This window comes from Nocardia vaccinii NBRC 15922 (assembly GCF_001613305.1).
Classification (GTDB): domain Bacteria; phylum Actinomycetota; class Actinomycetes; order Mycobacteriales; family Mycobacteriaceae; genus Nocardia; species Nocardia vaccinii.
In genome coordinates this window covers 445054-465433 of the sequence record NZ_BDCC01000009.1, presented here as the reverse complement: position 1 = coordinate 465433, position 20380 = coordinate 445054, and the positions used below count along the sequence as shown (strand labels likewise).

Below are 20380 nucleotides of genomic sequence, written 5' to 3'. Positions count from 1 at the left end.
GCGGAGGCCGGCAGGCGCAACGCCGGCGCACCCGGATCGGCGCCGGACAGGGCGCCGATCCGGGCGGCGCCCTGGCCGGTGCGATCGCGATCACCGACCGGCGAGCTCGAGCGGGCTCAACCGCCGATCCGGTCCGGGTGAGCAGCGACGGTGCGGATCCCGGTAAGCGCCGTACCGCGGTCGGATACGTCGCCCCGAAATCGGGCCGCTGCTACGCGGGGCAGCGGCCGAGCTACCGTGTTGTCTTCGGTTGTCTGCGGCTGCTCACTCCCAAAGCGACGATCAGCAGCGCCGCGCCGCACCACCCGGCCGACGAGAGACGTTCGCCGAGAACGAATACTGACAGCAGGGCTGCGGTCAGCGGTTCCAGGAGCGCCGCGATGGCAGCGAAAATCGGTGCGGCAGTGCGTAATCCGCGGAAGTAGGCGGTGTAGGCAACAACGGTGGGTACGGTACCCAGGTAGGCCGCCGTGGCCAGGGGTGCGGGCCGAAGAGGCAGCGCCATGCCGCTGGCCAGGGCGATGGGTGTGAGCAGCAGGCCGCCGGTGAGCATGCCGAAGGCGGTGGTGCGCAACGGGTCCAGGCCCTCGATCGTCCGCGCGGTGAGCAGGGTGAGGGTCGCGAATCCGGCGGCGGCGAGCAGAGCGAAGCAGATGCCCGCGGCGAGTCGCCATCCGGTCGTGACGCCGTCCGGTGACCAGGTGAGCAGAATCAGTCCCGTGACCGCCGCTGCGATCGCGGCGAGCGTCGCGGTATCGGGTCTGCGCCGGGTCCGCGTCATGCCGCCGAGGGCGACGAAGACGGGCAGCGTCCCGATCGTGGCCATCGTCGCGATGCTCACCGAAATATATTGCACCGCAAGAAAATAGCTGCCTTGGAAGGATCCCAGCAGGCCGCCGGTGAGCAGGATCCGGCCGGCCGCGGCACGGGTGCGCGGCAGGCCGCGCAACCCGCCGGAGAAGGCCAGCAGGGCGATCGCGAGACCGCCGCCGATGAGCAGCCGGTAGGCCGCGACGGACAGCGGTGACAGATGTGCCTCGCGGGCGAGGATGGAGCCGGACAGCCCTCCTGTGCCCCAGAGGATTCCGGCCGAGATGAGAGTCAGTGCGGATCGGTCGCGCGCGGGCGCGACGATGTCGGCGGACATGGTTGTTGGTACTCCTGCGTCGAAGAGGAAGGAAGGACGACGACGCGAGGCAGTTGCCGACGATGTTCGTACCGGGAGACGGGTACCCGAACTCAACCGAGCGGCTGACGCCACCCGGCCCGTGAAACCACCTCGCTCAGGAGGCGGGCGGCGGAGTGACGGTGAAAATTCGGTGCATGGCCGAGATACTACCGGGCGTCCGGCTGCGTCCGGTATGCGTAGCGTAATTCCGGCGTGTCCAATTGGACACGCCGCGCGCATCGAGCGGTTTCGTAGTTACGCCCGTGTAAGACTGGCAATCGCACAGTTTTACTCCTCACTACGGGAGGACCGTCCATGACGAATTCTGTTGCATCACTGGATCTGCCTCGTCCCCTGGTCATCACATTGGGGAATCTGAAGGGCGGTGTCGGGAAGACCACTTCCGCGTTCTTTCTGGCCGCCTATTTCGCTCGGGTACACGAATTGCGCGTCCTGGTGATCGATGCCGATCCGCTCAGCCAGACCGGATATTCCTGGCATCGCAGGCTGGTCCGGGCCGAGGTGGACATCCCGTTCACGCTCATCGCATTTCCGTCCAGACACGTCGGCGACTGCATCGCCGACAATTCCGCCGACTACGACGTCGTGATCGTGGACGCCGGAGGTGAATCGGCGGATATTTTCAAGGCGGCCATTCCCGCTACCGATGAGCTCGTCCTGTTGACGAGCGTGAGCCCCTCGGAGGTGAAGCGAGTGCCCAGTACCTATCGGGCCGCCGAGGAGGCGGCTGCGGGCACGGACCGGGAAATCCGGGTCCGGGTCCTGATGACAAAGGTTCCGGTCACGATGAAGAACGGTGTCAACATTTCCACGGAATACCGCTCGCAGCGGGCCTGTCTGGAGGACGCCGATTATGAGGTTTTCCAAGCCTGTGTGAGCGCATGGAAGTGGTATCGCGAAGCCGCCGATGGGGAAGTCGGCGAGGGGGCGGAGAATCCACTCCAGGATCTCGGTGAATACCGACAGGTGGGCGATGAACTCGTCGCGCCCTACCGCGCCGCGCTGGGGGTGCCCGCCTGATGCCTCCGCAACGCAGAAAATCAATGATCGGCGGCGGACACGCGCAGGCGCTCAATCCGCTGGACGATTCGGCCGAGCACACACCCGCGGTCTCGCCGCTGCGCGATGCCGAATGGAATCAGCAGGGACGTTCCGGGCCGGCCCTGACGGTCGTACCGCCGTCCGGTGAACCACAGCTGGTGGATGTGCTCACGGTCCCGCTGCCCGATCCGGGCGAGGGACCACTCAGCGATGGTGAGCAGACGCAGTTGTCGGCCTGTGAATCCTCGATCGGCACCCTGCGCATGGCCTTCTGGGCGGCCGGGCGAGCGCTGCAGATCGTTCGTGACGGGCGGCTGTACCGCGATTCCTATGCCAGTTTCGACGATTATGTCGAACAGCGATGGGATATGCAGCGCTCGTACGCGCACAAACTGATTCGCGCCTGGCCGCTGGCCGCGAAACTGCATCCGCTTGCCCCGGGGATCAACGAGGGGCAGATCCGGGAATTGCTGCCGGTAGCGGCCGAGCACGGTGAGGATGCCGCGGTCACCGTCTACGCCACCCTCGCCGCGGGCGATGTGAAGATCACCGCGGGCAAACTGCGCGAAGCGGTTGCGGTGCTGCCCGGTGAATTCGATCGCGACCGGGTGGTGCAGCGCTTGCAGGCCTGGCTGCGCGGTGAGGTGGCCGAGGATCAGCGCGAACATCCGGTGGATCTGTTCAGTTCGGCCGAGACCCGGCTGGCCGCGCTGACCCGCCGGATCGTCAAGGGTTCCGGCGGCGACCCGGACGCGGCCCGTGAATTCGCCGCGAAGTTGCGCGGCCTGGCCGAGCAGATCGAACAGCAGATCAGCGCCTGAATGGTCTCCGGTAATGCCCCGTAGTGCAAAAAATGCATTACGGGGCATTGTCGTGAGATCGGTTGTTTTTCGATAATTTATCCTCTCGTTATGGTATTTCGTGCGGTTGTATTTGTAATTCCGCATTTTCCGGCGAAAGATTGCGCCTCGGATCCGCTCGACTGGACGCATCACCGTGATGTTTTTCGAATCTATTTCGAGGAGCTCGACGGAGTCACCCGCGTCATCGGGACGCGGCGTCGCACGGCCCCGATCGACCCTCGATGACAGGATCGTAAGGAGCACATCATGAGCGCAGGAAACGACGAGGTCCGATATAGCCGCCTGCTGCGGCGGGTGCTCTGGTTCGCGTTGGGAGTCGCCGCGGCAACTGTCGGAATGGTCTGGGCGACGGTGCTCACCACCGGCCAGGCAGCCGCCCAACCCCTGAACCTCCCCGGCATCGGTGTGATCGATGTACCGGACCAGGTCGCCGTCCCCGAAAACGTCGAACATGGGCTCCATCTGGCTCCGGCAGCGCCGCAGCCGAATTCGAACATCGAGCCACGGGTCGTGATCGGCGCGGCGCACATTCCCGAAATCGTGCGGTCCGCCGTCGGGCTCGCGTCTACTCCCGCGGTCGCGCACCCCGCCGCGACGCCCGTGCCCGGCGCGGTCGAGACCGAACCGGGCCTCGAAATCCTGCACTCCGCTGTCGTGGCGACACCCGCGATCGCCCATCCCGCTGTCGCGCTCGCACCGGCTCCAGCGATTGCGGGCTTTGCCGCCGCGCCCACCGTGACGACCACACCTGAACAGTCATCCCCATGGACATTCACGTTCGCCCCGGGCTCGGCCCCGGCTCCGAACTCGGCCCCGGCTCCGAACTCGGCCCCGGCTCCGAACTCGGTCCCGGCTCCGAACTCGGCCCCCGCACCCGGCGCCGCACAGCCCCAGCTGCCGGCCCTGCCGTCCGTGCTGGATATTCCACAGGTCCGGCAATTCCTGTCCGCACCTCAGTTCCGCGGTTTGACGCTGCCCGGCCTGAACCTGCCCACACCTCCGGCGCTGTCCGTACCGCAGGCGGCACCCGCGCCCCGGGAGACCGCCGGTGAACGCGCCCTCGATGCCGCTCGCTCCAAGCTCGGGTCCGCCTATCGCTACGGTTCGGCTGGTCCCAACGCCTTCGACTGCTCCGGCCTGGTGCAGTGGTCCTACCGGCAGGCCGGAGTCGCCTTGCCGCGCACCAGCTACGGCCAGCTCGACTCCGGAACCCCGGTACCGCTGAGTCAGTTGCGGCCCGGTGATGTGGTGTCGTTCTACGGCGGCGAGCATTCGGCCATCTACGAGGGCAACGGGCGAGTCATTCACGCCTCGACCGACAGCACCGGGGTGATCGAATCCCCTATCTCGCAGATGCCGGTCGCCGGCGCGCGTCGATTCTGATCGGCGGGCAACTGTGCACGTAAAGCCGGTGTGTTTCGTTCAGCCCGCGGCGAGTTCGCTGCCCGCCGCGACGACCAGCGCGTTGATCGCGGGTGGCAGGGTCTGCTCCGGATCGGGCGCGAAGCGGGGGGAGTGGTTGGAGGCCGTCCCGGCGGGCAGCGCCATCTCCCGATGCAATCCGATCCAATCCTCGGCGGTGTACCGATCCGCGGAGAATCCGCCGACGTACCAGAACACCGACGCGCAATTCGCCGCGGTGGCGAAGGCGCCGAAATCCTCACTGCCGGTGATCGGCCCGGGCAACGGGAAGGCTGGGAATCCGTTGGCGGCGAACGTTGCCAGCAGGCGGTCGGTATCGGCGACGGTATTGGTCGTCACCGGGAAGCTGTCGAATACCTCGACCACCGGATCCTTGTGCGCCCCAGCGGATTCGGCCTCCGTGGCGGCCATCCGGCGCACACCATTCAGAATCGTCTCGCGCGAGCCGGAGGTGAATGTCCGCAGGCTCAAAAGCATTTCGGCTTGTTCGGCGATCACGTTCGGGCGGTCACCGACGTGCAGCGCGGCGGGTGTGAGCACCGGTGCGGATGGCAACCCGGAATGCTGGGCGGCCAGGCCCTGCAACCGCTGCACCAGGGAGGCGGCCATGGTCAGCGGATTCACCGCGGCATGCGGCATGGAGGCGTGCCCGCCCGACCCGGTCAGCTCGATCCGGATCGAATCCGACGCCGCCATCAGCGTGCCGCCGCGGCTGAGGATCAGTCCGGCCGGAACCGGGCCGACGTGCTGACCCAGCACGATCCGCGGACGCGGGAAACGGTCCAGCAGGCCGTCGTCGAGCATGCCGCGTGCGCCGAAACCGGTCTCCTCGGCGGGCTGGAAGACCGCCACGATCGTGCCCGGCAGGTCGGACCGCTCGGCCAGGCGCGCACAGGCGCCCAACAGAGCTGTGACGTGTACGTCGTGGCCGCACGCGTGCATCACGCCCGGCGTGCGCGAGGCGTAGTCCAGTCCGGTCTCCTCCTGTACCGGCAGCGCGTCCATATCCGCGCGCAACCAGATCACCGGGCCGGGACCGCCGCCGAGCACACCGACCACACCCGTGCCGCCGACGCCCTCGGTGACCTCCCAGCCGGGCATCGCCCGCAGTTCGTTCGCGACCAGACTGGCCGTGGCGACCTCCGCGCCGGACAGTTCGGGATTCGCGTGCAGGTGCCGGTAGACCTCCAGCCAGTGCTCCTGCGCGGCGGGCATCGCCGCGACGGCGGCCAGACCGGCGCGCGCCGCGCTCTCGATATCGGCGGGGGAGGTCATCGGGCAGCTCCTTCATGGCGGGAGATCGGGCAGGGTCGCGCCCCGCGCACCCGAACCCGCCCGTCTCCGGACCGGATCCGCACGGCCGTGCGCACCACGAATATATGAGCAGCGGCGGCTTCCCGAGCGCCGAGGCGGTCACCGAGGCGAGCGATCAGACCGGCGCGCCCTGATCGACCCGCTCGTGATCGGCCAACTCGTCCTCGCTCGGGCTCGGGCAGATGCCCACGGTGCGCCAATCGGCGGCCTCCGGATTGCCCTGGTACAGCGAGATCTTGCAGTCCAGCACCGCGACGGTCTGTCGCAGCTCCTCGATCTGGGCCAGAACGTCGGCACGGGTGCGCTGGAACATCGCCAGGCGCTCCGGATAGGTCGACTCCCCGGCGCGGACGAGTTCGGCATAGCGGATCATGTCCGCCACGGACATTCCGGTGCGACGCAGCTTGCCGATCAGCGCCAGCCAGTCCATATCCCGATCGCTGAACCGGCGTTTGCCGGCGTGATCGCGGCCCACCGAATCCAGCAGCCCGATCCGCTCGTACCAGCGCAGGGTGTCGCGGGTCAGACCGGACAGTTCGGACACCTCGCCGATCGAATAACGCGCCCGCTCGTACTCGGGATCGTCCCTGTCGGTGATCCGATCCCATGCGGCCGTGCCCATATTTCTTGCCTCCGCTTCCGCTCTGCCGCGAACCTTGGTGCCGGCGTTGTTCAGGGTGTCGGAACAAGGTGTGGGTTTTGTCCACCTTCGGCTACCGGACGGTTCCGGTAGCCGTCGCAGCCCCGAACTCGTGACCCATTCTGCCCGAATTCGCCGTCGGCGGTCGGGGCCGGTGATCAGGAGCGCTTCGGGATTTCCTGCACCGCCCACTTGTTCCCGTCCGGGTCGGCGAAATAGGTGAACAAGCCCCAGCCCTCGTCCTTGACCGGCGTGGCGGCCACACCCGCGGCGGTCAACTCCTGATAGGCCTGTTCGGCGCTGGCGACGACGATCTGCATGCCGACCACGCTGCCGGGCGCGGCATCGGTGATACCCCTGCCGATGGCGATCGAACACCCCGAACCCGGCGGGGTGAGCTGTACGAAACGGATGTCCTCGGTGGGACTCTCGTCGTAGTCGGCGTTGAAGCCGATACCGGTGTAGAACTTCTTGGCGCGATCGACGTCGGTGACGGGGATGGCGACGAGCTCGATTTTCCAGTCCATGCGCACAGGATGACACCGCCCACCGACACTGTTTCGCGGCTCGCGCGGGTACCGACTCCGCACCCCTTCCAACAGGGCTGGAGGAAAAGGGCCGGACGATCGGGAAGAGTCGGCCTACGCTGAATTCATGGCCAAGGAGATCGATCGGATCCGCGCGAGATCGGCGCTCGAGACGATCAGGGAAAGTCCGCTCATCGCCGCGATCGCACTGTTGCCGGTGCTCGTGGTTCTGGGCGTCGTATGGTGGCTGACCAACTGGTTCGTAGCCCTGGTGCTGCTGATCGTGTTCGGTGTGGTCGTCGTGGTCCGCGGGCGGATCATCAGCTAGCCTCCCGTCGGCCGGCGCGGGACGTGGAAGCGCACCAGATCGCCCGTCCCGGTGTCCAGCTCGGCCCAGGTCCGATCGAATTCCAGGACCGCCAGCGCCGAGGTGGGAAATTTGCGGCTGAGCTGCGCGGCCGGTTCGGAATCGCGGTTGGCGGCCAATTCCCAAGCCGTCCACGGCATTCCGGGGGAGTGCCCGACCACGAGCAGGGTCTGCACTTCCGGATCGGTGAGCTGGATCAGCTCGATCAGCGTGCGCGGCGAAGCGTCGTAGATCGAGGATTCGTACTGCACCGGCGCGGTGACGGCGGTCGCGGCGAGCGTTTCGCGAGTGCGCACCGCGGTCGAACAGCGGACCGCATCGATCGCCGGTTGAGTCTCGCGCAGCCAGCCGCCGGCCAGGGCCGCCTCGCGCCGTCCGCGCGCCGCGAGCGGCCGATCGTGATCGACGACACGTTCGGGGTAATCGGATTTGCCGTGTCGCATCAGGATCAGGGTCCGCACCATAGCCGATACCGTATGCCGACCGGCCCGAACCGGTGCTCGGGCATGCCGGTCGAGGCGGTATTCGGGTTACCGAAACTCTGTTCCGGCACATCCTGATGAGAGAGACGTCTCACTCTCGAGGCACACTGAAGGTGGCGTCACATCCAGTGCTTACGAGCATGGGGTGCGATGCCCGTCCCGCTCCGAGCCCCGGCGCGGGTACGGCCCCATGATTGTTTTCGAGGATCTGCGAGATATGGCCTATGTGATCACGCAGCGCTGTTGCGACGACGCCAGCTGCGTACCCGAGTGCCCGGTCGATTGCATTCGTCCGACTCCGGAGCAACCCGAGTTCGCGACGACCGAGCAGCTGTACATCGACCCCGACACCTGTATCGACTGCGGTGCCTGTGTGGATGCCTGCCCGGTGGAGGCCATCTTCTCCGAGGACGATCTGAGCGCGTCCCTGGCGCGATTCGCCGAGATCAACGCCGCGTACTTCCAGCGTCATCCGCTGGAATCGAATTTCGACCCGCTGGTCACCCCGGCGCGTCCGCCGAAGGACCTCGGTACGCTGCGGGTCGCGATCGTCGGGGCCGGGCCCGCGGCCTGCTACGCCGCCGAGGAGCTGCTGCGCCGCGCGGACGTCGAGGTGGAGATGTTCGACCGCCTGCCGACCCCGTGGGGTCTGGTGCGCGCCGGGGTGGCCCCCGACCACCCGGGCACCAAGGGCGTGTCCAACATGTTCGAAAGCGCATTCCGCCGCGAGACCCTGCAGTACCACCTGAACGTCGAGGTGGGTAAGCACATCTCGCACGAGGAGCTGGTGACCCATCACCACGCGGTGATCTACGCGGTCGGCGCGTCCACGGACCGCCGCTTGGACGTGCCCGGCGAGGATCTGCCCGGCAGTCACTCCGCGACCGAGTTCGTCGCCTGGTACAACGGTCACCCCGACTACGCCGAGCGCACCTTCGACCTGTCGGGTGAGCGTGCGGTCATCGTCGGCAACGGCAACGTCGCGCTGGACGTCGCGCGCGTGCTGACCCTGGACCCGGAAACCCTCGCGAAGACCGATATCGCCGATCACGCCCTGGATGCGTTGCGGCAGAGCAACATCCGCGAGGTCGTGGTGCTGGGCCGGCGCGGGCCGCTGCAAGCCGCGTACACCTCCTCGGAATTCCTGGCCCTGGGCCATCTGCAGGGGATCGACGTCGTCATCGATCCGGCCGAGCTCGAGCTGGATCCGGAAAGTCAAGCGCTGCTGGATGATCCGGATATCGAGCCGTCGCAGCGGCTGAAATACGAACTGGCGCAGGAGTATGCGGCCAAGGCGCCGGATCCGGCCAACAAGCGCATCGTGTTCCGCTACCTGACCTCACCCACCGAAATCACCGGTGACGGTCACGTCGAGGCGGTCCAGATCGTGCACAACGAACTGGTCGTCGAGGACGGCCGGGTGGTGGCGCGGGCATCGGATCGCACCGAGACGCTGCCCGCCTCGCTGGTGCTGCGGTCGATCGGTTATCGCGGTCAGCCGGTGGGTGAGCTGCCGTTCGACGAGCGCAGCGGAACCATTCCGAACGAGCACGGCCGGGTCGTCGCGGACGGCTCGCATCTGCCCGGCATCTACGTCTCGGGCTGGATCAAGCGCGGCCCGCGCGGCATCATCGGATCCAACCGGGTGGATGCCACCGAAACCGTCGAGCAGTTGCTCGCCGATTTCACCTCCGGCAAACTCCAAGCGCCGCAAGCCGATCGGGCCGCACTGAAGACCCTGCTGGCCCAGCGTCAGCCGGATCTGGTGGACCGCGAGGGCTGGAAGGCGATCGACACCGCCGAACGCACCGCGGGCAAGTCCGGCGGCCGCCCCCGGGTCAAGCTCACCACGCGCGAGGACCTGCTCAAGGCTGCCCGGGGGTAGCACCCGTTCGGGCACCACCGAATCGACTACGCCGGAGGATCACTCGCGATCCTCCGGCGTTTTCGTGTGCCGCCGCCCTCACTCCGGCAGCGGGCCGATCCGCACGGTCGTGGTGGTCGTGCCGCCGACCACGAACCACAGCCGCAGCGCGGTGTCGCCGTTGTGATCACCCGATTCGAACCGGCTGCGCACGCTGACGTGCTGACGCGCGAGCACCGGCTCGATGTACTCGATGACGGCCCGGTGCGGGCCCGCGACGAGTTTGGGGGTATCGATCAGGTAGTGCTCCACGGCCTGCCAGTACACGCTGGTGTTGATGTGGTTGTAGAGGTCGATATCGGTGGCGCGCAACGGGAAGGGCAGATCGGTGTCCGATTCCGCCGGGGCCACGTCGGTGAGCCAGGGCCGCCAGCGCAGCCGGGTCTCGGAAGTGGTGCGCGCCAGGTGGGCCAGACCCTGATCGCTGATCCGGGTCGGCATGTTGGTCGACTCGTTGAGGTTGATCCAGAAGCCTTCGGTCTCGATCAGTCCGCCGTTGTCGCTGGTGATCCGGACTCGCATATTCGCCCAGCGCGTCGACATCGCCGAGCACCACCGCCGCAGTACCACCCGATCCGGCCACAGCACCGGCCGCACCACATCGATGACGGTGCGTCGCACGATCCACACCGGATCGGTGCGATGGAAGAAACCGCTCTCCAATTCCTCCCAGGCGACATCCTGCAGATAACGGGCGACGGTATCGAGCCGCACCCGGTTGTACGGATCCACATCACCGGTGCGGACAGGCCACGACGTGGTGAAGCCGATGCCCTCCTGCGGAAGCGGGGCGAGTGGCTGATCGAGTGACACTGGTGCTCCTCGCGCTGCACGGTGTGCCGCGTTCTCGTGCGGTGCTGCTTCTGCATGACTTTACGGTGCGGGCGGTCCGGCGTTACGCGGAGATGTCGGTACCAGCGCGTAGCATCCGTCCGTTTTGCGTGGGAATGGCGTGCTGAGGGGGCGCGGTGCGGCCGTTCGCTCGGGTACTATGCCGAACAGGTACGGGAGGGGCTACATCCAGGACCAAGCCACCCGATATCCGCTGCTGCAACGCGCCGGGGTGGACCGGATAGCGCTGACGCCGCAAATTATCGTCTTCCGGACTCGGGACGACGCTGCCGCAGGCCAACTCGTCGTCGATTCCGCCGCGCTCGGTGCTGCCGCGACTCGCGAACCAGCGGATCCCCCTGACAACGTTCCGGGTGCGGTCTGTGTGCACGACACGATCGCGCCGAACGCGGCGCAGATCCGATGCTTCGTGTCCTATCGCCGTTATGTGGCTCTGATCCTGGGGCAGAGTTTGTGGAAGACTCAGCAGGCAGCGGCGGCGCAATACGCGTTACTGGCCAATGCGCAAGCCGTGCTCGCGGATTGAGCCGCGCGTCAGTAGCCGACGTAGGAGCCACCCTGGCGAACCGCGACAACGCCCGGAACCTCGCTCAGCGAACCGTATTTGTTGATCGCGTATCTGCTGGCGGCGACGATGTTGTCGACCGGATTCATGATGTCCGTATGCCCCGGTACCGCAAAGGAATTGAAGGTGCTGTCGATGGTTTGCATGAGGCCCTTCGAGGGGTGCCCGGCGAGATAGTTGCTGTCCCACTCGTTGACGATCGAAGGGTTGCCACCCGATTCGTGCTCGATGATCGTCGCAATGGCGTTGTCGTCGATCTGATCGGCCGGAACGCCCTCTTGGATGAGGATCTCTCGGGCCTGGGCGATCCACTCGGCGACATTGCCGGACGATTTCGATTCACGGTCGCTGAACGAGGCATTGCTGTAGTGGCTGCTGCCGTTGTGCGATGACGTGCCGTTGCTGTGGGAGCTGTAATTCGTCGATTGATGATGCGGCGTCGAGGAATTCGAGGTGACCGACGCGGGGCTGGTGGTCGTCGGGACGGCGGGCGCCGGGTTGGCGCCGAGTTTCGGGTCGCCGAGGCCGGTGTATGCCGCGTCGACCTTTCCCTTCGCGGTGTTCACGGCGTTGATGAGATCGTTGGCGGCCGACTCCGCCTGGGCGAGCGCCCCCGTGATCTTGGCTTGGTGATCGGCGGCGAGCAGATCCTGGAAGCATTTCTGCCAGGTCTTCTCGCCGTCGTTCAGGCCCTGCAGTTTGTCGAAGTAGTCCTTGCGCTTGGTCGCGGTGACCACGCCGTTGTCGGCCACTTCGAACGGATCGGGGGGCGTGGCCTCCTTGTCCGCCGGATGCAGTGCCAGATCGCGGGCGTCCAGGACCGCTTTGCGGGTGTTCGTCAGGTTCTCGACGTGCGGGGTCATCGCCTGCTGCAGATCCAGCAGTGCGGCGCTCACCGCCGAGGCCCGGGTCTTCTCGGTGTCCATGCGGGTACGAGCGGCCTTGGCGGCGTTGCCGTCCCAGGTGAGATTGTTGATCGTCTTGTCCGCGTCGCCGAGGGCCTTGTCGAGGTTCGTGCTGGTGGTGTTGACCGCCGTGGCCGCGGTGGTGATCGCGGCGGGGTTCCATGCCTCGACGTTGGAAATGGTGAGGGTCATGCGTGCAGCCCGACCTTCTCCAGATCGGCGGCGAACTGTTCGTCGGTCATCGTGAGGACCTTGCCCGCGTGCTCGACCGAGTCCGCGAGTGTGGTCACGCGGTCCGAAATGCGTTGCAGGGCATTGTCTACGGATGTCTTGGTCTGCTGGCAGGTGTTCTGCCAATTGGTGCCGGGCAGGGCGGTCAAGGCGTCACCGAGTCCGGGATTCAACTTACCGATCGCGGCCGCCTCGTCGGTCAGCGCCTTGGCGAAATTGGCCAGCGCTCCGACGTCGACGTTCATCGATGGTTCCGGTGCCAAGACATCCCCCTTGCTCCGCAGTTCGGCGGGCACAAGCGTAGCAAAACCCGCTCCCGTGGACAGCTCGCTGCGAAGACCGGTTAACTTGTTCGGACAGGTGTCGGACGATCAGGAGCGATTCATGCGTGCAGCCCAGGTGAGCAAGCTCGAGGGGCCGGAGTCCATCGAGGTCGTCGATATTCCGGAACCACAGCCGTTTACCGGCGGCGTGGTGATCGACGTCCACGCCGCGGGCGTCGCCTTCCCGGATGTGTTGATGACGCGCGGGCTGTACCAGGTCAAACCGGAGCTGCCGTATGTCGTGGGCGGTGAGGTCGCCGGCGTCGTGCGGTCCGCGCCCGAGGGTGCGCACGTGCGGCCGGGTGATCGGGTGGCGGCGCTGACCATGCTCGGCAACGCCCTGGCCGAGGTCGCCGTGACACCCGCCGAGATGGTGTTCGCGCTGCCGGACAACATCCCGTTCGAGGCCGGCGCCGGAATCGTGTTCAACGATCTGACCGTGCACTTCTGCCTGCGCAATCGCGGCCGACTGGCCGCCGGGGAGTCGGTGCTGGTGCACGGTGCGGCCGGCGGCGTGGGCACCTCGACCTTGCGAATGGCCGCGGCACTGGGTGCGGGCCGGGTGATCGCGGTGGTGAGCACGCCGGAGAAGGCCGAGGTGGCGCGGGCCAACGGCGCTACCGATGTCGTGCTCGCCGACGGCTGGCTGGCCGCGGTCAAGGAGTTGACCGGTGGCCGCGGCGTCGACATCGTGCTGGACCCGGTGGGCGGCGACCGCTTCACCGACAGTGTCCGTTCACTCACCGCCGGTGGCCGCCTGCTGGTCGTCGGCTTCACCGCGGGCGAGATCCCGACGGTGAAGGTGAACCGGCTGCTGCTCAAGAACATCGAGGTGGTCGGCGCGGCCTGGGGTGAGTGGGTGGGTTCGCACCCGGGCTACCTGCAGGAACAGTGGGCCGAGGTCGGGCCGCTGCTGGCCGCGGGGAAGATCGCCCCGCCCCAGCCGGTGCTGTACCCGCTCGAGCGGGCCGCGGAAGCGGTTGCCTCCCTGGACAATCGGACCGCCACGGGCAAGATCGTCGTCACGATTCGGTGACCTGTCGGCCGGTGCCGAGTGTCCGGTCCGGATACGGGTGCTGCCCGGCTGCGAATCGTGCCCGCACGCACCTGGTCCGCGGTCGAACGCTCCGCGGTCGAAGCGGAAGGCGCCGCGCTGCTCGGATTTCTGGAGCCGGCGCTGAGCCCGAGCGTCGAAATTATCGTCTCGGAAGCCGACTCGCGGATTCGGCTCGGCACGGTCGACGGGCCGGTGTGAACGCTCAACTGTGCCGGTAGGCCGGGGCCTTACTGGTACCGGTCGGCGTGAGCGTCCGCAGCAGCGGCAGGGCCCGGCTCGGTACGACCGTGGACAGCACGATGACGCTGTGCGAGCGCACCACCGCCGCGCTGCGGTCGATACTCAGCAGCACCGACTGCAACCCGGCATGCGAATCGGCCCCGATGCGGCACAGCACATCCTGCGAGCCGGTGGTGGCGTACGCCTCCAGCACGCCCGCGATCGCCTCCAGATCGGCGGCGACCGCGTCCAGGGCGCCCTGGGCGATCTCCAGCGTGACGAACGCCTGTACGTCGAAACCCGCTGCGGTGACGTCGATATGGGGATCGTAGGAGGCGATCACGCCTGCCTCCTCCATCCGCGCGATGCGGGACTGGACGGTGGCCCGGGCGACGCGGGTGCGGCGCGACAACTCCAGAATCCCGGCCTTCTGGTACTCATGCATTGCGGTCAGGATCGCCAGGTCCAATTCGTCCAGCCTGGTCTCGGTGCGGCCCATCGGTAGTCTCCACTTCGATCCGTTGTTCTAGACAGATTGTCCAGCATGGGTGGGGTTTCAGTGGCATAATTCACCATCATGTCTACCGAATTTCGGTGATATTGCCTAGCGCCTCGGCGGACGATTATCTGGGGTCATGACTACCGAAACCGCCCCGATGACCATCCGCGAGGACCCGTCGGACATCCAGCTGATCGGCCTGGTCGAGCACGACTGCGCCCACGATCCGTTCCCGGTGACCGGCTGGGATGCGCTGGTCTGGGTGGTCGGCAACGCAACCCAGTTCGCGCACTACCTCCAGACCGCGTTCGGAATGCGGCTCGAGGCGTACTGCGGTCCCGAGACCGGCGTGCGCGATCACAAGGGATTCGTCCTGCGCAGCGGCAGTGCGCGTTTCGTGGTGACCGGCGCGGTTGATCCGGACAGCCCGCTGGTCACGCATCACGGCCGGCACGGCGACGGCGTCATCGATATCGCGCTCGAGGTGCCCGATGTGGACCGCTGCGTCGAATGGGCGCGGTCCCAGGGCGCGAACGTACTGGTCGAACCGCACGACGACACCGACGAATTCGGCACCGTCCGCTCGGCGACGCTCGCCGCCTACGGCGAGACCCGGCACACCCTGGTCGACCGTTCCCGCTACGCGGGCCCGTACCTGCCCGGGTACATCGCCCGCGAAACCACCTTCGTGCCCCGCCAGGACGCGCCGCGCCGGTTGTTCCAGGCGGTGGATCACGTCGTCGGCAATGTCGAGCTCGGCGAGATGGATCGGTGGGTCGACTACTACCACCGCGTGATGGGCTTCGCGAATATGGCCGAATTCGTCGGCGACGACATCGCCACGAATTATTCGGCGCTGATGAGCAAGGTCGTGGCGAACGGCAACCACCGGGTGAAATTCCCGCTGAACGAACCGGCCTTGGGCCGCAAGCGATCCCAGATCGACGAATATCTCGAGTTCTATCGCGGACCGGGCGTTCAGCACATCGCGCTGGCCACCGCGGACATCCTCGGCACGGTCGACATCCTGCGTCGCGAGGGCGTGGAATTCCTCGACACTCCGGACGCCTATTACTCCGATCCGGAACTGCGCGCCAGGATCGGACATGTCCGCGTCCCCGTCGAGGAATTGCGGTCGCGCGGCATTCTGGTCGACCGTGACGAGGACGGCTATCTGCTGCAGATCTTCTGCCGCCCGCTCACCGACCGCCCCACCGTCTTCTTCGAACTCATCGAGCGCCACGGCTCCCTCGGTTTCGGCAAGGGCAACTTCAAGGCTCTGTTCGAGGCCATCGAACGAGAACAGGACGCCCGCGGAAACCTCTGACCCGGCAGCCGGTCGGCATCAACTACTACACTTCGGCGCATGCGGAGGATGACGTCGGCAATCGTCACGGGGACTGCCATCGCAGCACTGTTGACGGCCTGCGGGTCGGGGGGCGACGCCAACGGCGACAACTCGTCGATGCGGCCGCCGATGAAGGTGGCCGCACTCGGCCCGTTCGTCGGTGAGTGCGGCGGTGTCACCGACGACGAGGTGCGCAATATCGGTGGGCTGGGCCAGATCTCGGCGGTGTACAAGAATTCGGTCGGCTGCAACTGGCAGGCGACCGGAATGGACGGCGCGAGCGTGACATTCGCCTCTTATCGGGGTAGTCCGCTGGGCCGGGAGAAGGCGTGGGTGACCGCGCAGGGCCGCAACCCCGAGACCATCGATGTGGGCGGGCACGCGGGCTTCCAGGACGCCACCCAGGACGGCACCATCTGCGATCTGGCGGTGCAGCTCGGTGACGATTTCTTCGAATGGTCCACCTCCAGTGGTCTTTTCGGTACGCCCAACGCCACCCCGTGCGACAAGAACCGCAAGCTCGCGGAGCTGACCGTGCAGCGATTGAAATGAGGTGCGCCATGAAGGCCCGGTCCGTTCTCGTCGCCGCGCTCGCGGTGGTGGTCGGCATGTCGGTCGGTGGATGCGGCAAGACCATCTCCGGCACGGCTCAACCGGCCGGTGGCGGCGGGGGCATCAACACGAACTTCGACAAACTGCTGCGCGAATGCGATGTGGTGAAGAAGGACGACATCGCGAAGACGACCGGTGCGCAGGACACGCAGGGGTCGTTCAACGGCGCGGTGTGCATGTGGAGTCTGGCCGGAACGCCCAGCGGCGACGGCATGGCCACGCTGAACTGGTACGAGATGGGATCGCTGACCAACGAGAAGACGACGAACGACAAACTCGGCTACAGCTCGACCAATGTGAACGTGCAGGGCCGCCGTTCACTGCAGATCCGCCGCCCCAACGACGGCGATTCGTGCGGGGTGATGACCCCGGCCGCCGATACCGGGATCGTCGGATGGTGGGTCAACTATCATCCGGGCGGCCACGGGGACCCGTGCGCCGCCGCGCAGAAACTGGTCGAGCTGACCGTGAACCTCGCTCGGTGAGCCGGATGTCGCCGCCGGTCTCGGCGGGACCCCTTTTTGCTACGCGCCGCGCCGACGGGTATCGTGGATCGCTGTGCCCGGAGCGTGCGGGCAAGTTTGTGTGCAGGACGTAAGCCAGCGAAAGCGGCCGACCGTTCAGACATGCCCGAAAATCGGGCGCTGATCTGCGCGCGACACGCCCGACCTCGGGACGCGAGTGACGCGATCCGGGCGAGCGGGTGAAGGCTCGACAACAGACACATGAAGTTCCAGACGCCTGGTAACTAACGAGGAAAGCCGGTCTATGCCAACCATCAACCAGCTGGTCCGCAAGGGTCGCCGCGACAAGGTCGCCAAGACCAAGACTGCGGCCCTGAAGGGGAGCCCGCAGCGTCGTGGCGTGTGCACCCGCGTGTACACCACGACCCCGAAGAAGCCGAACTCCGCGCTGCGCAAGGTCGCGCGTGTTCGCCTGACCAGCCAGGTCGAGGTCACGGCCTACATCCCCGGTGAGGGCCACAACCTGCAGGAGCACTCGATGGTGCTCGTCCGCGGTGGTCGTGTGAAGGACCTTCCCGGTGTGCGCTACAAGATCATCCGCGGTTCGCTCGACACCCAGGGTGTGAAGAACCGCAAGCAGGCCCGCAGCCGCTACGGCGCCAAGAAGGAGAAGAGCTGATATGCCGCGCAAGGGCCCCGCACCCAAGCGTCCGCTGATCAACGACCCGGTCTACGGGTCCCCGCTGGTCACCCAGCTGGTCAACAAGATCCTGCTGGACGGCAAGAAGTCCACCGCCGAGCGCATCGTCTACGGCGCGCTGGAGCAGGCTCGGGACAAGACCGGCACGGACCCGGTCGTCACCCTCAAGCGTGCGCTGGACAACGTCAAGCCCGCCCTGGAGGTCAAGCCCCGCCGCGTCGGTGGCGCCACCTATCAGGTGCCGGTCGAGGTTCGTCCCGGCCGCGCCAACACCCTGGCGCTGCGCTGGTTGGTGAACTACTCGCGCGCCCGTCGTGAGAAGACCATGGTCGAGCGTCTGGCCAACGAGCTCCTCGATGCCAGCAACGGCCTGGGCGCTTCGGTGAAGCGTCGCGAAGACACCCACAAGATGGCCGAGTCCAACCGGGCCTTCGCGCACTACCGCTGGTGACCCGCCACCCGGCCCCCGCAATGGTGCCGGGAGGGTTGGTCGCAGCCGGGCGCGGCACTAACCAGCCGCGTCCGGCGTTGTACAGACAGAACCCCCGACAGAGTCGAATCACCCGGCTCACCGCCGGGTTGTTCCCGAAAATCCCAACTAGCTGATCGCTAACAAGCAGAGCGGGGAAGATTTCCGTGGCACAGGACGTGCTCACCGACCTCAACAAGGTCCGCAACATCGGCATCATGGCCCACATCGATGCCGGTAAGACCACGACAACCGAACGCATTCTCTTCTACACCGGTATCACCTACAAGATCGGTGAGGTCCACGACGGCGCGGCCACGATGGACTGGATGGCTCAGGAGCAGGAACGCGGCATCACGATCACGTCGGCCGCGACGACCTGCTTCTGGAAAGACAACCAGATCAACATCATCGACACGCCCGGACACGTCGACTTCACGGTCGAGGTGGAGCGCTCGCTGCGCGTGCTCGACGGTGCGGTCGCCGTTTTCGACGGTAAAGAGGGCGTTGAGCCGCAGTCCGAGCAGGTCTGGCGGCAGGCCGACAAGTACGACGTCCCGCGTATCTGCTTCGTCAACAAGATGGACAAGCTGGGCGCGGACTTCTACTTCACCGTGCAGACGATCAAGGATCGCCTCGGCGCCAAGCCGCTGGTCATCCAGCTGCCGATCGGTGCGGAGAACGACTTCGAGGGCATCGTCGACCTGGTCGAGATGAACGCGAAGGTCTGGAAGGGCGAGACCAAGCTCGGTGAGTCCTACGAGACCATCGAGATCCCGGCCGATCTGGCCGAGCGCGCCGAGCAGTACCGCCAGGAGCTGCTCGAGACCGTCGCGGAGTCCGACGAGGCCCTGCTGGAGAAGTTCTTCGGCGGTGAGGAGCTCTCGGTCGAGGAGATCAAGGGCGCCATCCGCAAGATGACCGTCAACTCCGAGCTCTACCCGGTACTGTGCGGTTCGGCGTTCAAGAACAAGGGCGTGCAGCCCATGCTCGACGCCGTCATCGACTACCTGCCGACCCCGCTGGACGATGGTGGCACCGACGGCATCGTCCCCGGCAAGGAGGACCAGGTCCTGCACCGCAACGCCGACGTCACCGAGCCGTTCGCGGCCCTGGCGTTCAAGGTTGCCACGCACCCGTTCTTCGGCAAGCTGACCTACGTGCGCGTCTATTCGGGCAAGGTCGCCTCCGGCGCCCAGGTCATCAACTCGACCAAGGGCAAGAAGGAGCGGCTGGGCAAGCTGTTCCAGATGCACTCCAACAAGGAGCAGCCGATCGATGAGGCCCAGGCGGGCCACATCTACGCGGTCATCGGCCTGAAGGACACCACCACCGGTGACACCCTGTGCGATCCGCAGAACCAGATCGTGCTCGAGTCGATGACCTTCCCGGACCCGGTCATCAAGGTGGCCATCGAGCCGAAGACCAAGGCCGACCAGGAGAAGCTGGGCACCGCGATCCAGAAGTTCGCGGAGGAGGACCCCACCTTCAACGTCGAGCTGGATCAGGAGACCGGCCAGACCGTCATCGGCGGCATGGGCGAGCTGCAGCTCGACATCTACGTCGACCGGATGAAGCGCGAGTTCAAGGTCGAGGCCAACATCGGCAAGCCGCAGGTGGCCTACCGTGAGACCATCACCAAGCCGGTCGAGAAGCACGAGTACACCCACAAGAAGCAGACGGGTGGCTCGGGTCAGTTCGCCCGCGTCATCATCGCCCTGGAGCCGTTCAGCGGCGAGGACGGCGCGACCTACGAGTTCCAGAACAAGGTCACCGGTGGCCGCGTGCCGAAGGAGTACATCCCCTCGGTCGACGCCGGCATCCAGGACGCCATGCAGTACGGTGTCCTCGCTGGTTACCCTCTGGTCAACGTGAAGGCGAGCCTGCTCGACGGCGCCTACCACGAGGTCGACTCCTCGGAAATGGCGTTCAAGATCGCCGGTGCGCAAGCTTTGAAGGAAGCTGCGCGCAAGGCCGGTCCGGTGATCCTCGAGCCGTTGATGGCCGTCGAGGTGACCACGCCCGAGGAGTACATGGGCGATGTGATCGGTGACCTCAACTCCCGCCGTGGCCAGATCCAGGCCATGGAGGAACGCAGTGGTGCCCGTGTCGTCAAGGCGCTGGTTCCGCTCTCCGAGATGTTCGGTTACATCGGTGACCTGCGGTCCAAGACCCAGGGCCGAGCGAACTTCTCGATGGTGTTCAACTCGTACGCGGAGGTTCCGGCCAACGTGTCGAAGGAGATCATCGCCAAGGCGACCGGCGAGTAGTCCCATCGGGGCAAGTGCTAGCTTGCCCCGATAAGCCGGGAGTCCGTAGTACCCAACTCCTCGCACAAGCGGGGACGATCCCCAGCACTGCTGCAAC

General features: G+C 66.4%; 23 protein-coding genes. 14 read left to right on the top strand and 9 right to left on the bottom strand.

What is annotated here, in order from left to right; genetic code table 11:
- Nucleotides 1-232: 232 nt before the first annotated feature.
- A complete protein-coding gene (locus NV1_RS06615) occupies nucleotides 233-1147 on the bottom strand; it encodes a DMT family transporter (RefSeq protein ID WP_067886465.1) in 915 nt (304 codons plus the stop codon).
- A gap of 336 nt (nucleotides 1148-1483) precedes the next feature.
- Here NV1_RS06615 and NV1_RS06610 point away from each other — a divergent pair, with 336 nt between their 5' ends.
- The 3 genes from NV1_RS06610 to NV1_RS46720 all read left to right on the top strand — a co-directional run bounded on the left by NV1_RS06610 (nucleotide 1484) and on the right by NV1_RS46720 (nucleotide 4476).
- Nucleotides 1484-2209: a ParA family protein gene (locus NV1_RS06610; RefSeq protein WP_067886463.1), complete on the top strand. Its 726-nt coding sequence runs from the start codon at nucleotides 1484-1486 to the stop codon at nucleotides 2207-2209.
- Nucleotides 2209-3051 (top strand): hypothetical protein, encoded by an 843-nt coding sequence (locus tag NV1_RS06605; RefSeq protein ID WP_157116612.1) that lies wholly within the window; start codon nucleotides 2209-2211, stop codon nucleotides 3049-3051. Before NV1_RS06610 ends, NV1_RS06605 begins: the two co-directional genes overlap by 1 nt.
- Before the next feature lie 288 nt (nucleotides 3052-3339).
- Nucleotides 3340-4476 (top strand): C40 family peptidase, encoded by a 1137-nt coding sequence (locus tag NV1_RS46720; protein ID WP_373864585.1) that lies wholly within the window; start codon nucleotides 3340-3342, stop codon nucleotides 4474-4476.
- Nucleotides 4477-4515: 39 nt separating this feature from the next.
- Here NV1_RS46720 and NV1_RS06595 read toward each other — a convergent pair whose 3' ends face one another.
- The 3 genes from NV1_RS06595 to NV1_RS06585 all read right to left on the bottom strand — a co-directional run bounded on the left by NV1_RS06595 (nucleotide 4516) and on the right by NV1_RS06585 (nucleotide 6996).
- Nucleotides 4516-5790, bottom strand: a complete 1275-nt coding sequence (locus tag NV1_RS06595) for an amidohydrolase (protein ID WP_245713581.1) — start codon at nucleotides 5788-5790, stop codon at nucleotides 4516-4518.
- Nucleotides 5791-5944: 154 nt separating this feature from the next.
- A complete protein-coding gene (locus NV1_RS06590) occupies nucleotides 5945-6451 on the bottom strand; it encodes a MerR family transcriptional regulator (RefSeq protein WP_084525136.1) in 507 nt (168 codons plus the stop codon).
- A gap of 176 nt (nucleotides 6452-6627) precedes the next feature.
- On the bottom strand, nucleotides 6628-6996 hold the full coding sequence (locus tag NV1_RS06585; protein ID WP_067886459.1) for a VOC family protein: 369 nt from the start codon (nucleotides 6994-6996) through the stop codon (nucleotides 6628-6630).
- A 127-nt stretch (nucleotides 6997-7123) separates the two neighbouring features.
- On the opposite strand from NV1_RS06585, the gene NV1_RS06580 reads away from it, so the two are divergent.
- Complete coding sequence (locus NV1_RS06580; RefSeq protein WP_040818918.1) at nucleotides 7124-7324, top strand: hypothetical protein; 201 nt, start codon at nucleotides 7124-7126, stop codon at nucleotides 7322-7324.
- Here NV1_RS06580 and NV1_RS06575 read toward each other — a convergent pair.
- Complete coding sequence (locus tag NV1_RS06575) at nucleotides 7321-7827, bottom strand: SixA phosphatase family protein (protein WP_067886457.1); 507 nt, start codon at nucleotides 7825-7827, stop codon at nucleotides 7321-7323. The two genes, NV1_RS06580 and NV1_RS06575, sit on opposite strands and share 4 nt — an antisense overlap.
- 235 nt (nucleotides 7828-8062) lie before the next feature.
- Here NV1_RS06575 and NV1_RS06570 point away from each other — a divergent pair, with 235 nt between their 5' ends.
- Nucleotides 8063-9730 carry an FAD-dependent oxidoreductase gene (locus NV1_RS06570; protein ID WP_067886776.1) on the top strand — a complete coding sequence of 556 codons (1668 nt, stop codon included), beginning with the start codon at nucleotides 8063-8065 and terminating at the stop codon, nucleotides 9728-9730.
- Nucleotides 9731-9808: 78 nt separating this feature from the next.
- Here NV1_RS06570 and NV1_RS06565 read toward each other — a convergent pair whose 3' ends face one another.
- Complete coding sequence (locus NV1_RS06565) at nucleotides 9809-10582, bottom strand: acyl-[acyl-carrier-protein] thioesterase (protein ID WP_067886455.1); 774 nt, start codon at nucleotides 10580-10582, stop codon at nucleotides 9809-9811.
- Nucleotides 10583-10760: 178 nt separating this feature from the next.
- Between NV1_RS06565 and NV1_RS06560 the strand changes: the two genes are divergently transcribed.
- Nucleotides 10761-11147: a DUF7373 family lipoprotein gene (locus NV1_RS06560; protein ID WP_067886453.1), complete on the top strand. Its 387-nt coding sequence runs from the start codon at nucleotides 10761-10763 to the stop codon at nucleotides 11145-11147.
- 8 nt (nucleotides 11148-11155) lie between these two features.
- Here NV1_RS06560 and NV1_RS06555 read toward each other — a convergent pair whose 3' ends face one another.
- Both NV1_RS06555 and NV1_RS06550 read right to left on the bottom strand, forming a co-directional pair.
- A complete protein-coding gene (locus NV1_RS06555) occupies nucleotides 11156-12283 on the bottom strand; it encodes a transglycosylase SLT domain-containing protein (RefSeq protein ID WP_067886451.1) in 1128 nt (375 codons plus the stop codon).
- Nucleotides 12280-12567, bottom strand: a complete 288-nt coding sequence (locus NV1_RS06550) for an ESX-1 secretion-associated protein (RefSeq protein WP_157116610.1) — start codon at nucleotides 12565-12567, stop codon at nucleotides 12280-12282. The genes NV1_RS06555 and NV1_RS06550 overlap by 4 nt, the downstream gene beginning before the upstream one ends.
- 139 nt (nucleotides 12568-12706) lie before the next feature.
- Between NV1_RS06550 and NV1_RS06545 the strand changes: the two genes are divergently transcribed.
- Both NV1_RS06545 and NV1_RS06540 read left to right on the top strand, forming a co-directional pair.
- Entirely contained in the window at nucleotides 12707-13681 is a 975-nt protein-coding gene (locus NV1_RS06545) for an NADPH:quinone oxidoreductase family protein (protein WP_067886773.1), read from the top strand.
- An 18-nt stretch (nucleotides 13682-13699) separates the two neighbouring features.
- Complete coding sequence (locus NV1_RS06540) at nucleotides 13700-13900, top strand: hypothetical protein (protein ID WP_067886447.1); 201 nt, start codon at nucleotides 13700-13702, stop codon at nucleotides 13898-13900.
- 4 nt (nucleotides 13901-13904) lie between these two features.
- Here the strand turns inward: NV1_RS06540 and NV1_RS06535 are convergent, their stop codons facing one another.
- Nucleotides 13905-14420 carry an Lrp/AsnC family transcriptional regulator gene (locus NV1_RS06535; protein WP_067886445.1) on the bottom strand — a complete coding sequence of 172 codons (516 nt, stop codon included), beginning with the start codon at nucleotides 14418-14420 and terminating at the stop codon, nucleotides 13905-13907.
- 136 nt (nucleotides 14421-14556) lie between these two features.
- On the opposite strand from NV1_RS06535, the gene hppD reads away from it, so the two are divergent.
- From hppD to fusA, 6 genes are all read left to right on the top strand, one after another.
- Complete coding sequence (hppD, locus tag NV1_RS06530) at nucleotides 14557-15747, top strand: 4-hydroxyphenylpyruvate dioxygenase (RefSeq protein ID WP_067886443.1); 1191 nt, start codon at nucleotides 14557-14559, stop codon at nucleotides 15745-15747.
- Between the two features lie 39 nt (nucleotides 15748-15786).
- Nucleotides 15787-16320 (top strand): DUF3558 domain-containing protein, encoded by a 534-nt coding sequence (locus NV1_RS06525; RefSeq protein ID WP_067886441.1) that lies wholly within the window; start codon nucleotides 15787-15789, stop codon nucleotides 16318-16320.
- A gap of 8 nt (nucleotides 16321-16328) precedes the next feature.
- The gene (locus NV1_RS06520; protein WP_067886439.1) at nucleotides 16329-16865 is read left to right on the top strand and encodes a DUF3558 domain-containing protein; all 537 of its coding nucleotides are present in this window, start codon (nucleotides 16329-16331) and stop codon (nucleotides 16863-16865) included.
- Nucleotides 16866-17148: 283 nt separating this feature from the next.
- Complete coding sequence (gene rpsL / locus NV1_RS06515; protein WP_011211612.1) at nucleotides 17149-17523, top strand: 30S ribosomal protein S12; 375 nt, start codon at nucleotides 17149-17151, stop codon at nucleotides 17521-17523.
- 1 nt (nucleotide 17524) lies between these two features.
- Complete coding sequence (rpsG, locus tag NV1_RS06510) at nucleotides 17525-17995, top strand: 30S ribosomal protein S7 (RefSeq protein WP_040818938.1); 471 nt, start codon at nucleotides 17525-17527, stop codon at nucleotides 17993-17995.
- Between the two features lie 185 nt (nucleotides 17996-18180).
- Nucleotides 18181-20283, top strand: a complete 2103-nt coding sequence (fusA, locus tag NV1_RS06505; RefSeq protein WP_067886437.1) for an elongation factor G — start codon at nucleotides 18181-18183, stop codon at nucleotides 20281-20283.
- The last annotated feature ends 97 nt before the right edge of the window (nucleotides 20284-20380 follow it).

What these genes read in the sequence shown, in the direction of transcription:
- NV1_RS06615 (WP_067886465.1), bottom strand. Translation starts at nt 1,147, where the DNA reads ATGTCCGCCGACATCGTCGCGCCCGCGCGCGACCGATCCGCACTGACT.
- NV1_RS06610 (WP_067886463.1), top strand. Translation starts at nt 1,484, where the DNA reads ATGACGAATTCTGTTGCATCACTGGATCTGCCTCGTCCCCTGGTCATC.
- NV1_RS06605 (WP_157116612.1), top strand. Translation starts at nt 2,209, where the DNA reads ATGCCTCCGCAACGCAGAAAATCAATGATCGGCGGCGGACACGCGCAG.
- NV1_RS46720 (WP_373864585.1), top strand. Translation starts at nt 3,340, where the DNA reads ATGAGCGCAGGAAACGACGAGGTCCGATATAGCCGCCTGCTGCGGCGG.
- NV1_RS06595 (WP_245713581.1), bottom strand. Translation starts at nt 5,790, where the DNA reads ATGACCTCCCCCGCCGATATCGAGAGCGCGGCGCGCGCCGGTCTGGCC.
- NV1_RS06590 (WP_084525136.1), bottom strand. Translation starts at nt 6,451, where the DNA reads ATGGGCACGGCCGCATGGGATCGGATCACCGACAGGGACGATCCCGAG.
- NV1_RS06585 (WP_067886459.1), bottom strand. Translation starts at nt 6,996, where the DNA reads ATGGACTGGAAAATCGAGCTCGTCGCCATCCCCGTCACCGACGTCGAT.
- NV1_RS06580 (WP_040818918.1), top strand. Translation starts at nt 7,124, where the DNA reads ATGGCCAAGGAGATCGATCGGATCCGCGCGAGATCGGCGCTCGAGACG.
- NV1_RS06575 (WP_067886457.1), bottom strand. Translation starts at nt 7,827, where the DNA reads ATGGTGCGGACCCTGATCCTGATGCGACACGGCAAATCCGATTACCCC.
- NV1_RS06570 (WP_067886776.1), top strand. Translation starts at nt 8,063, where the DNA reads ATGGCCTATGTGATCACGCAGCGCTGTTGCGACGACGCCAGCTGCGTA.
- NV1_RS06560 (WP_067886453.1), top strand. Translation starts at nt 10,761, where the DNA reads ATGCCGAACAGGTACGGGAGGGGCTACATCCAGGACCAAGCCACCCGA.
- NV1_RS06555 (WP_067886451.1), bottom strand. Translation starts at nt 12,283, where the DNA reads ATGACCCTCACCATTTCCAACGTCGAGGCATGGAACCCCGCCGCGATC.
- NV1_RS06550 (WP_157116610.1), bottom strand. Translation starts at nt 12,567, where the DNA reads ATGAACGTCGACGTCGGAGCGCTGGCCAATTTCGCCAAGGCGCTGACC.
- NV1_RS06545 (WP_067886773.1), top strand. Translation starts at nt 12,707, where the DNA reads ATGCGTGCAGCCCAGGTGAGCAAGCTCGAGGGGCCGGAGTCCATCGAG.
- NV1_RS06535 (WP_067886445.1), bottom strand. Translation starts at nt 14,420, where the DNA reads ATGGGCCGCACCGAGACCAGGCTGGACGAATTGGACCTGGCGATCCTG.
- hppD (WP_067886443.1), top strand. Translation starts at nt 14,557, where the DNA reads ATGACTACCGAAACCGCCCCGATGACCATCCGCGAGGACCCGTCGGAC.
- NV1_RS06525 (WP_067886441.1), top strand. Translation starts at nt 15,787, where the DNA reads ATGCGGAGGATGACGTCGGCAATCGTCACGGGGACTGCCATCGCAGCA.
- NV1_RS06520 (WP_067886439.1), top strand. Translation starts at nt 16,329, where the DNA reads ATGAAGGCCCGGTCCGTTCTCGTCGCCGCGCTCGCGGTGGTGGTCGGC.
- rpsL (WP_011211612.1), top strand. Translation starts at nt 17,149, where the DNA reads ATGCCAACCATCAACCAGCTGGTCCGCAAGGGTCGCCGCGACAAGGTC.
- rpsG (WP_040818938.1), top strand. Translation starts at nt 17,525, where the DNA reads ATGCCGCGCAAGGGCCCCGCACCCAAGCGTCCGCTGATCAACGACCCG.